General features: G+C 71.2%; 9 protein-coding genes and 1 tRNA gene. 4 read left to right on the forward strand and 6 right to left on the reverse strand.

Annotated elements, in window-relative coordinates; all coding sequences use genetic code 11:
• Nucleotides 1-248: 248 nt before the first annotated feature.
• Both HMPREF0731_RS11605 and HMPREF0731_RS11610 read left to right on the forward strand, forming a co-directional pair.
• Nucleotides 249-1,313, forward strand: coding sequence for an AbrB family transcriptional regulator (locus HMPREF0731_RS11605; protein WP_007004321.1), 1,065 nt, complete (start codon nucleotides 249-251; stop codon nucleotides 1,311-1,313).
• Between the two features lie 122 nt (nucleotides 1,314-1,435).
• Nucleotides 1,436-3,709, forward strand: coding sequence for an NADP-dependent malic enzyme (locus HMPREF0731_RS11610; protein WP_040613047.1), 2,274 nt, complete (start codon nucleotides 1,436-1,438; stop codon nucleotides 3,707-3,709).
• Between the two features lie 94 nt (nucleotides 3,710-3,803).
• On the opposite strand, the gene HMPREF0731_RS11615 is transcribed toward HMPREF0731_RS11610, so the two are convergent.
• From HMPREF0731_RS11615 to HMPREF0731_RS11630, 4 genes are all read right to left on the reverse strand, one after another.
• Entirely contained in the window at nucleotides 3,804-4,628 is an 825-nt protein-coding gene (locus HMPREF0731_RS11615) for a sugar phosphate isomerase/epimerase family protein (RefSeq protein ID WP_007004323.1), read from the reverse strand.
• A gap of 145 nt (nucleotides 4,629-4,773) precedes the next feature.
• Entirely contained in the window at nucleotides 4,774-5,616 is an 843-nt protein-coding gene (gene folD / locus HMPREF0731_RS11620) for a bifunctional methylenetetrahydrofolate dehydrogenase/methenyltetrahydrofolate cyclohydrolase FolD (RefSeq protein WP_007004324.1), read from the reverse strand.
• Entirely contained in the window at nucleotides 5,613-5,918 is a 306-nt protein-coding gene (locus tag HMPREF0731_RS11625) for a DUF167 domain-containing protein (RefSeq protein WP_007004325.1), read from the reverse strand. The genes folD and HMPREF0731_RS11625 overlap by 4 nt, the downstream gene beginning before the upstream one ends.
• Nucleotides 5,919-5,927: 9 nt before the next feature.
• Entirely contained in the window at nucleotides 5,928-6,227 is a 300-nt protein-coding gene (locus tag HMPREF0731_RS11630; RefSeq protein ID WP_007004326.1) for a YggT family protein, read from the reverse strand.
• Nucleotides 6,228-6,329: 102 nt separating this feature from the next.
• On the opposite strand from HMPREF0731_RS11630, the gene HMPREF0731_RS11635 reads away from it, so the two are divergent.
• Nucleotides 6,330-6,405, forward strand: a tRNA-Ala gene (locus HMPREF0731_RS11635).
• A 62-nt stretch (nucleotides 6,406-6,467) separates the two neighbouring features.
• On the opposite strand, the gene coaA is transcribed toward HMPREF0731_RS11635, so the two are convergent.
• Nucleotides 6,468-7,454 carry a type I pantothenate kinase gene (gene coaA / locus HMPREF0731_RS11640; protein WP_007004327.1) on the reverse strand — a complete coding sequence of 329 codons (987 nt, stop codon included), beginning with the start codon at nucleotides 7,452-7,454 and terminating at the stop codon, nucleotides 6,468-6,470.
• 135 nt (nucleotides 7,455-7,589) lie between these two features.
• Between coaA and HMPREF0731_RS11645 the strand changes: the two genes are divergently transcribed.
• Nucleotides 7,590-8,609, forward strand: a complete 1,020-nt coding sequence (locus HMPREF0731_RS11645) for an MBL fold metallo-hydrolase (RefSeq protein ID WP_007004328.1) — start codon at nucleotides 7,590-7,592, stop codon at nucleotides 8,607-8,609.
• 213 nt (nucleotides 8,610-8,822) lie between these two features.
• Here HMPREF0731_RS11645 and dnaA read toward each other — a convergent pair.
• Nucleotides 8,823-9,922, reverse strand: a 1,100-nt coding sequence (dnaA, locus tag HMPREF0731_RS11650) for a chromosomal replication initiator protein DnaA (protein WP_007004329.1), incomplete at its 5' end; no start/stop codon positions are given.

The raw sequence follows: 9,922 nt of genomic DNA on the forward strand, positions 1-9,922 counted from the left end.
CGGCTGGGCCGCATCCCCGGCGCCACGCGCCCGCGCGCACCGCCGCTCCACACGCTGATCGCCACCGGCCCCGCCTCGCGCCGGCGTGTGCGCGACCGGTTCCGTGATCGACCCGGCGCGGCATCCTTCCCGCGCCGGACCAGCTTGCCTTGGTCCCGCTCTCAGGCTCACCTTGCGGCGCACAACCGCCGCGAAGGGCCGCCCATGACACCGCCCCGCCCGCGCCCGCCCTCGCCGCGGCCGGGCTGATGCACATCCCGCTGATCTCCCGCTGGTCGGTGCCCACGCAATGGGCGGCGCTGCTGGCGCTCTCGGCGCTGCTCGGCGGCGCGCTGGACCTCATGGGCCTGCCGGCCGCGCTGCTGCTCGGCCCCATGCTGGCCGGCATCCTGTTCGGCATCCAGGGCGCCACCGCCCGCGTGCCGCCGCTGCCCTTCCTCGGCGCCCAGGCGCTGATCGGCATGCTGATCGCCAATGCCGTCACCGCCGAGATCCTGGTGACGCTGGCCGCCGACTGGGCGGTCTTCCTCGGCATCATCCTCTCGACCATCGCCGCCTCCACCCTGCTGGGCTGGCTGATGAGCCGCTGGCGCCTGCTGCCCGGCACCACCGCCATCTGGGGCTCCTCGCCGGGGGCCGCCAATGCCATGACGCTGCTGGCCGGGGCCTTCGGCGCCGATATCCGGCTCGTCGCCTTCATGCAGTATCTGCGCGTGGTCTTCGTCGCCGGCTTCGCCTCGCTGGTGGCGCAGCTCTGGGGCGCCGGCGCGGGCGAGCGCCCGCCGCATGACTGGTTCCCCGCCCTGCCGCTGCTGCCCTTCGCCGCGACGCTGGCCGTGGCCTTCGGCGGCGCCGCGCTGGGCCGGCTGCTGCGCTGGCCCGCCGCCTCCCTGCTGACGCCGATGCTGCTGGGCGCCGTGCTGCACGCTGCCGGCCTGCTCACCATCGTGCTGCCGGAATGGCTGCTGGCGGCCTGCTACGCCCTGGTCGGCTGGCGCATCGGCCTGGGCTTCACCCGGCCCATCATCCGCGCGGCCGCGCGCGCCTTCAGCCGCGTCGTGCTCTCCATCCTGGTGCTGCTGGCCTTCTGCGGCGGCCTCGCCGCGCTGCTGGTGGTCTGGCTCGGCATCGACCCGCTCACCGCCTACCTCGCCACCAGCCCGGGCGGCATCGACACCATCGCCATCATCGCCGCCGGCACGCCGGTCGACCTCTCCTTCATCATGGGGCTGCAGGTGGCGCGGCTGATCCTGGTGATCCTGCTGGCGCCGCCCATCGCCCGCTTCATGGCCCGCCGCGTGCCGCCGGAGTAGCGGGAGCGCGGCCGTCTTTCCGCACCTGCGAAGCGGCTGGCTTCCGCCCGGTCGCGCCAGCCGACATAAAGGCAGGCCGAGCACGGAAAGAGAATGCCATGGACGACGCGAAGAAACCTCCGATGGGCGACACCCGCACGGCCCGCATCACCGCCGAGGAGGCGCTCGCGCTCCACGCCGAGGGCAAGCCCGGCAAGCTGGAAATCCGCCTGACCAAGCCGCTGACCACGGCGCGCGACCTCAGCCTGGCCTATTCCCCCGGCGTCGCCGAGCCCTGCCTGCACATCCACCGCGACCCCTCGCTCGCCTATGATTACACGGCCAAGGGCAACATGGTCGCCGTCATCTCCAACGGCACGGCGGTGCTCGGCCTCGGCAATCTCGGCGCGCTGGCCGGCAAGCCGGTGATGGAGGGCAAGGCCGCGCTGTTCAAGCGCTTCGCCGATGTCGATTCGATCGACCTCTGCGTCTCCACCGAGGATGTGGACGAATTCGTCAACGCCGTGCGCTATCTCGGCCCCTCCTTCGGCGGCATCAACCTGGAGGACATCAAGGCGCCGGAATGCTTCGTCATCGAGCAGCGCCTGCGCGAGCTGATGGACATCCCGGTCTTCCACGATGACCAGCACGGCACCGCCATCGTCGCCGCCGCCGGCCTGATCAACGCCTGCCACCTGACCGGGCGCGAGCTGTCCGAGACGAAGCTGGTGATCAATGGCGCGGGCTCCGCCGCCATCGCCTGCGCCGAGCTGGTCAAGGCCATGGGCATGCGGCCCGAGAACATCCTGATGTGCGACACCAAGGGTGTGCTCTACCGTGGCCGCACGGAAGGCATGAACCAGTGGAAGTCGGCGCATGCCGTGGCCACCGACCGCCGCAGCCTGGCCCAGGCGCTGGAGGGGGCGGACGCCTTCTTCGGCCTCTCGGTGAAGGGCGCCGTGACCGCCGACATGGTCCGCTCCATGGCCAAGAACCCGATCATCTTCGCCATGGCCAACCCCGACCCGGAGATCACCCCGGACGAGGCCCGCGCCGTGCGGGATGACGTCATCATCGCCACCGGCCGGTCGGACTATCCGAACCAGGTCAACAACGTGCTGGGCTTCCCCTTCATCTTCCGCGGCGCGCTCGACGTGCGCGCCAGCACCATCAACGACACGATGAAGATCGCCGCGGCCGAGGCGCTGGCCATGCTGGCGCGCGAGGACGTGCCGGAGGAGGTGGCGGGCGCCGGCGGCGGCTCCGGCCTGCGCTTCGGCCCCGACTACATCATCCCGCACGCCTTCGACCCGCGGCTGATCGCCCGCGTCTCCCCGGCCGTCGCCAAGGCCGCCATGGAATCGGGCGTGGCGCGCAAGCCGCTGCCCGACCTGAAGCGCTACGCCCGCACGCTGAGCGGCCGCCTCGACGCCGGCGCCAACGCGCTGGAGGCGATCACCGAGCGGCTGCGCGCCAACCCGCAGAAGGTCGTCTTCGCCGAGGGCGAGGAGGAGAAGGTGATCCGTGCCGCCATCGCCTTCCGCAACGCCGGCTACGGCACCCCCGTGCTGGTCGGGCGCGAGGACCGGGTGATGGCCAAGGTCGCGGCGCTGGGCATCCCGCTGCCGGAAGGCATCGAGATCCACAACGCCAGGCTCTCCGACAGCAACACCCGCTACGCCGAGTTCCTCTACCAGCGCCGCCAGCGCCAGGGCTTCCTGTTCCGCGACTGCCAGCGCCTGGTGAACCAGGACCGCAACACCTTCGCCGCCTGCATGGTGGCGATGGGCGACGCGGACGCCATGGTCTCGGGCTTCACCCGCTCCACCTCCGCCACGCTGGAAGGGGTGATGAACGTCATCGACCCGGCGCCGGAGACGGTGCTGTTCGGCCTGTCGCTGATGCTCTCCCGCCGCGCCGGCACCGTGCTGGTGGCCGACACCGCCATCCATGAGCGCCCCGATGCGGCGACGCTCGCCTCCATCGCCCGGCAATCGGCGGCGGAAGCGCGCAAGCTGGGGCTGACGCCGCGCGTCGCCTTCCTCTCCTTCTCCACCTTCGGCGATCCGGGCGGCACCATCACCGGACCCGTGCGCGAGGCGGTGAAGCGCCTCGACGCCGAGGGCACGGATTTCGAGTATGACGGCGAAATGGCGGCCGACGTGGCGCTGAACCCGCAGCTGCGGGCGCTCTACCCGTTCTGCCGCCTGACCGGGCCGGCCAATGTGCTGGTCATGCCGGGGCTGCACGCCGCCCACATCCTGACCAAGGCGGTGCCGCTGCTGACCAGCGCCACCAGCATCGGGCCGCTGCTGGTCGGGCTGTCCAAGCCGGTGCAGATCGTCAACATGGGCAGCAGCGTCAGCCAGATCCTGGACATGGCCTGCTTCGCCGGGCACGCGGCGATCGCGCGCTGACAACAAGGCCAGGGGCTCTGCCCCTGGACCCCGCCGGGGGGACAGGGTCCCCCCGGACCCCGCCGTCAGTGGGGACGGCGGCAGCCGGAAAAAATCACTCCGCCAGGCCGAGGGACTGCAGATAGGCGGCGCCGGCGGGGACCTCGGCCGAGTCGCGCAGCTCCAGGATCAGGCGCGGGCTGCTCTGCGCGGTCGCCAGCGCGGCGAACACCGAATGCCAGCCGATGCTGCCCTGGCCCGGCCGCCAGTGCCGGTCGGCATGGCCATCCGTGTCCTGCACATGCACATGCTCCAGCGCGCCCCCGGCCAGCAGCACATGGAAATCCACCGGCGGCGCGCCGGTGCTGACATGCGCGTAATGCGCGTGCCCGGTGTCGAGCGACACCTTCACCGACGGGCTGTTGAAGGAGGCCGCCAGCGCGATGCGGTCGCGCGGGTCCTTGTCCTCGATATTCTCGATCACCAGCGTGCAGCCGATCGCCTCGGCCCGCGCCACCACCTCGCGCAGCGTCTGCTGCACCCGCTCCACCAGCTGCTCCCGCGCGCCGGGGAAGGCGTCCAGGTTGTTGTGGTCCCAGGTGGTGTAGGGGGAGTGGATCACCATCTGCGTGGCGCCCAGCGCCTCGCACGCCTCCAGCCCCTGCAGCAGGCGGCGGCGCACCACGGCGCGGATCTCCGGGTCGTGGCTGTCGATCTTGAAGCCCCAGAACGGCCCGTGCAGCCCGACCCGGCCGGTATGCCCGTCCAGCAGCGCGCGCAGCCGCTCGGCCTGCGGGCGCCAATCGCCGTCCAGCACCTCGGCCTTGTGGAAATCCTGGATCTCCAGGTCGCGCTGCCGGTCGAGGATCCAGTCCCGGTGGCGGGTCAGCCCGTTGATGGTCAGCGCGGCCCCGAGGACCGGCTTGGCGCCTTGGCTCATTCTGCGTCTCTCTCACTGCCTGCGGCGCGGCGGGCCTGTGCCCGCCCGGCCGGGCGGCCCGCTTACGCGCCGCAGGCTGCGAGGCTGTGACGGAGCGGCGACAGACGCATGACGATGCGGTGGCGGCACGCCACCGCGCCGTGCCTCAGCCGCGGCGGGCGATCGCCGCCTCGACCGTGTTCTCCAGCAGGCAGGCGATGGTCATCGGCCCGACCCCGCCCGGCACCGGCGTGATGGCGGCCGCCCGCTGGCTGGCGGCGGCGAAATCGACATCGCCGACCAGCCCGCCATTGGCCAGCCGGTTGATGCCGACATCGATCACCGTCGCCCCCTCGGCGATCCAGTCGCCCTTCACCATCTCCGGCCGGCCGACGGCGGCGACCAGGATCTCGGCCCGGCGGCACTCGGAGGCCAGGTCGCGGGTGCGCGAATGCACCACCGTCACCGTGGCGTCGGCGGCCAGCAGCAGCGCGGCCATCGGCTTGCCCACGATGTTGGAGCGCCCCAGCACCACCGCCCGCGCGCCGGCGATGGCGGTGCCGGCGGCGGCCAGCAGGTGCATCACGCCCTTGGGCGTGCAGGGCACCAGCCCGGCCTGCCCGGTGGCCAGCCGCCCGGCATTGACGGCGTGGAACCCGTCCACATCCTTCGCGGGGTCGATCGCCTCCAGCACCCGCTCGGCGCGGATCTGCTTCGGCAGCGGCAGCTGCACCAGGATGCCATCCACCGCCGGGTCGGCATTCAGCTGGTGCACCAGCTCGAGCAGCGCGGCCTCGCTGGTCTCCTCCGGCAGCTGGATCGTGGCGCTGTCCAGCCCCGCCTGCTGCGCCGCGCGGTCCTTGTTGCGGACATAGACGCCGCTCGCCGGATCCTCGCCCACGCGCACGACGCGCAGGCCCGGCGTATAGGGCAGGGCCTTCACGCGCTCGGCGATGCGGGCGCGCAGCGTGGCGGCCACCGCCTTGCCGTCGATGATGCTGGCCGTCATGCCAGTCCCTCCAGAGTTTCGTGCAGACGGGCGCTGTCGCCCAGGATGCGGCAGGTCTTTTCGCGCGAGGTCGCGCCCTGCACCACCGTTATGGCGGAAGGGGGGACATGCAGCGCCCCCGCCAGCAGGGCGCAGATCGCCTTGTTGGCCCGCCCATCCTCCGGCGCCTCATGCACCGCGAGCTTCAGCCGCGGCCCGTCCGGCGCGGCGATCCAGCCCTGCAGCCCGGCGCGGCGGGCCTTGGGCTGCGCCTTCACGCGCAGCTCCACGCCCCCCTCCACCGCGCGCCAGCCGCCGCGCATGCTCTGGGCTCAGCCGCCGACCAGCGGCCAGAGCGTCGTCCACAGGAAGATGCGGAAGGCGTAGAGCAGCAGGATCAGGATCATCGGCGAGATGTCGATGCCGCCCAGATTGGGCAGGAAGCGGCGAATCGGCCGCAGCGCCGGCTCGGTGATCCGGTACAGGAAATCGCCCACCGCCCAGACGAAGCGGTTGCGCGTATCCAGCACGTTGAACGCCACCAGCAGGCTGAACACCGCCGCGATGATCAGGGCCCAGACATAGAGCCCGACCGCCTGATCGACGAACCAGAACACCGCGTACATCGCCATCCCCTTCTCGTGAGGCCTTGAGATACGCAGCCCCGCCGATTGCGGCAAGGACCGCTTGACTTGTCCTGCGACCTCGGGGATAAGCCCGCCACCAGCGAGTGTGGGGCTGTAGCTCAGTTGGGAGAGCGCGTCGTTCGCAATGACGAGGTCAGGGGTTCGATTCCCCTCAGCTCCACCACCTCGCGGGTCTGAAAGAAAAAAAACCGGCTTTCTGGCCGGTTTTTTCATGCCTGGCCGCCCTCACATCCGCCGCAGCCAGATCTCCTCCACCCCGTGTCCCGCGCCCTTGCGCAGCACCAGCCGCGCCCGCTCCCGCGTCGGCAGGATGTTCTCCCGCAGGTTGCGCAGATTGATCTCGCGCCAGATGCGCTGCGCGACCGCCACCGCCTCCGCCTCCGGCAAATCCTTGTAGCGGTGGAAATAGGAGCGCGGCTGCTGGAAGGCGGTCCGCTGCAGCAGCAGGAAGCGCTGGATGTACCACTCGGCGATGTCCGCCTCCGCCGCGTCCACATAGACCGAGAAATCGAAGAAATCGGAGGCCAGCAGCGGCGCGCCCGGCGCCGCCTGCAACACGTTCAGCCCCTCGAAGATCAGGATGTCCGGCCGGCGCACCACCTGCTTCTGGCCGGGGATGATGTCATAGGTCAGGTGCGAATAGACCGGCGCGCCCACCTCCGCCTCCCCCGCCTTCACGGCGCTGAGGAAGGCGATCATCCGCCGCAGATCGTAGCTCTCCGGGAAGCCCTTGCGCCCCATCAGCCCGCGCGCCTCCAGCACCCGCGTCGGGTAGAGGAAGCCATCCGTCGTCACCAGCGCCACGCTCGGATGGTCCGGCCAGCGCGCCAGGATCGCCTGCAGCACGCGGGCGAAGGTGCTCTTGCCCACCGCCACGCTGCCGGCGATGCCGATGATGTAGGGCGGCGGCGCCACCTGGCGGCCGAGGAAGGTGTCCTGCACCAGGCCGAGGCTCCGCGCCGCCGCCACCTTCAGGTTCAGCAGGCGCGAGAGCGGCAGGAAAACCTCCGCCACCTCCTCCAGCGACAGCCGGTCGGTCAGGCCGCGCAGCCCCTCCAGATCCTCCGCCGAGAGCGACAGCGGCGTGTTGGCGCGCAGCGCCGCCCATTCGGCGCGCGGGAAGATGCGGTAGGCCTGCGGCCCGGCGGCGGCGCGGCGCTGGCGCAGCGTCAGCGCGGGGGCGGGCGGGGCCGGGAGGCTGGCAGGGGACATGGGGCGTTTCCTCGTGGCCCGGATCGTCGAAGGCGTTTCCCCCGACCTTGGCACCGCTTTGCTGCGTTGCGAAGGGGGGCTGGAATCGGCGCGGCCACGGCGCGAGGATGGGCCCAAGCACAAGGAAACGCCCCGATGCCCGACGCCGCCCCCACGCCCCCGCCCGACGCGCCCGAACCCGGCCACGCCCTGGCCCTGCGCCCCGGCCTGCTCTGGCTGCGCATGCCGCTCGGCTTCGCCCCCTGGCACGTCAACCTCTGGCTGATCGAGGATGGCGAGGGCTGGCTGGCCGTCGATGCCGGCGCCCGCTCGGAGGAGATCCTCGCCGCCTGGAACCGCGTGCTGGAGCGGGAGCTGGGCGGCCGCCCCATCACCCGCCTGCTGGCCACCCATTTCCACCCCGACCATGTGGGCTTCGCCGGCTGGCTGGCCGAGCGCACCCGCGCCCCCCTGATGATGCCCCGCACCGAATACCTGATGGCCCGCTTCCTCGCCCTCGACACCGATGAGGGCATGACGGCGCAGCAGCTCGGCTTCGCCCGCGCCGCCGGCGCGCCGGAGGCTTATCTCTCCTATCTGGCCGGGCGCGGCCCGCTCTATGCCCGCAGCGTCGTCGCCCTGCCGCGGCACTATCGCCGCATCGCCCAGGGCGATGCCTTGCGCATCGGCAACCATGACTGGCAGGTGCTGACCGGCGGCGGCCACGCGCCGGAAATGGCCTGCCTGCACTGCCCGGCGCTCGGCGTGCTGATCGCCGCCGACCAGGTCCTGCCGCGCATCAGCCCCTATATCGGCGTCGGCGCCAGCGAGCCGCAGGCCGACCCGCTGCGCGACTTCCTCGACTCCAACACCCGGCTGCGCGCCCTGCCGGCGGACACGCTGGTGCTGCCCTCGCATGGCGAGCCCTTCACCGGCCTGCACACCCGCATCGACGCCCTGGCCGGCCACCATGCCGAGCGCCTGGACACGCTGCACGCCGCCTGCGCCACGCCGCTCACCGCCTACCAGGCGATGGGCGTGCTCTTCCCGCGCGTGAAGGAGGACCGCGCCACCGGCTTCGCCCTGGGCGAGACCCTGGCGCATCTGAACCGCCTGGTGGCGGCGGGGCGAGTTCGCCGCAGCGAGGGCAACGTGCCAGTCTTCGGAAGCGTCTGAAGCGGCAGCTTCGCAAGAAAAAAGCCCGGGGGAATGAATTCCCCCGGACCTTTTCTGTCTGCTGCCGGTCAGGGCCGCGACGGAATCGCTGCACTCACCACAGCCGCTCCGGCCCAGCCTCGCGTCCCGCCTCTCAACAGGACGGCGGCAGCCCGAAAGAAAAGCCCAGCGTCGCGTCCCGCCTCTCAACGGGACAGCGGCAGCCTGACAAAACTAAGTCTCGAGCATGCGGCGCAGGAGTTCGACATCCTCGGCGAAGGTGCTGTCGGACTGCATCAGCTCGGCCACGCGGGACACGGCGTGCATGACCGTCGTGTGGTCGCGGTTGCCGAAACGGCGGCCGATCTCCGGCAGCGAGCGGGAGGTCAGCTGCTTCGCCAGATACATCGCCACCTGCCGCGGCCGCGCCACATTGCGCGCCCGCCGGGCGGAGGACATGTCGGTCAGCCGGATGTTGTAGTGCTCGGCGACCTTGCGCTGGATCTCCTCGATCGTCACCCGGCGGTCATGCGCGCGCAGGATGTCGTGCAGCACCTCCTGCGCGGATTCGAGGGTGATCGGGCGGCCGAACAGGTTCGCATGCGCGATCAGCCGGTTCAGCGCGCCTTCCAGCTCGCGGACGTTGGAGGTGATCTTGTGCGCCAGGAACTCCAGCACCCGCGGCGGCACATCCACCTCGGCACCCTGCGCCTTGGCCTGCAGGATGGAGATGCGCAGCTCATAGGTGGTGGCATGGATGTCGGCCACCATGCCGCAGCCGAGCCGCGTGCGCAGACGGTCCTCCAGCCCGGACAGGTCGGACGGCGACTTGTCGGCGGAGACGACGATCTGCTTCCCCGCATCCACCAGCGCGTTGAAGGTGTGGAAGAACTCTTCCTGCGTGTTGTCCTTGCCGATCAGGAACTGCAAATCGTCGATCATCAGCACGTCGACGGAGCGGAGCGATTCCTTGAACTCCATCGTGCTCTGCGAGCGCAGCGCGGCGATGAAGCGGTACATGAACTTCTCGGCCGACATGTAGGCGACATTGCGCTGGCCGTTGAAGCTGATTGCCCAGGCGATCGAATGCATCAGATGCGTCTTGCCCAGGCCCACGCCGCCATACAGGAACAGCGGGTTGAAGCCGGGGCTGGCCGGCTTCTCGGCCACCCGGCGGGCGCAGGCATGCGCGAACTCGTTCGGCTTGCCGACCACGAAGCTGTCGAAGGTGAAGCGCGGGTCCAGCGGCGCCGCCCAGTCGTTGCGCGACTCGGCGCCGCGCGGCGCGGAACTCGCCGGCTCGGCCAGCGCCAGCGTGGCCTGGGTCGGGCGCG

The sequence above is a fragment of the Pseudoroseomonas cervicalis ATCC 49957 genome (assembly GCF_000164635.1).
Lineage (GTDB): Bacteria > Pseudomonadota > Alphaproteobacteria > Acetobacterales > Acetobacteraceae > Pseudoroseomonas > Pseudoroseomonas cervicalis.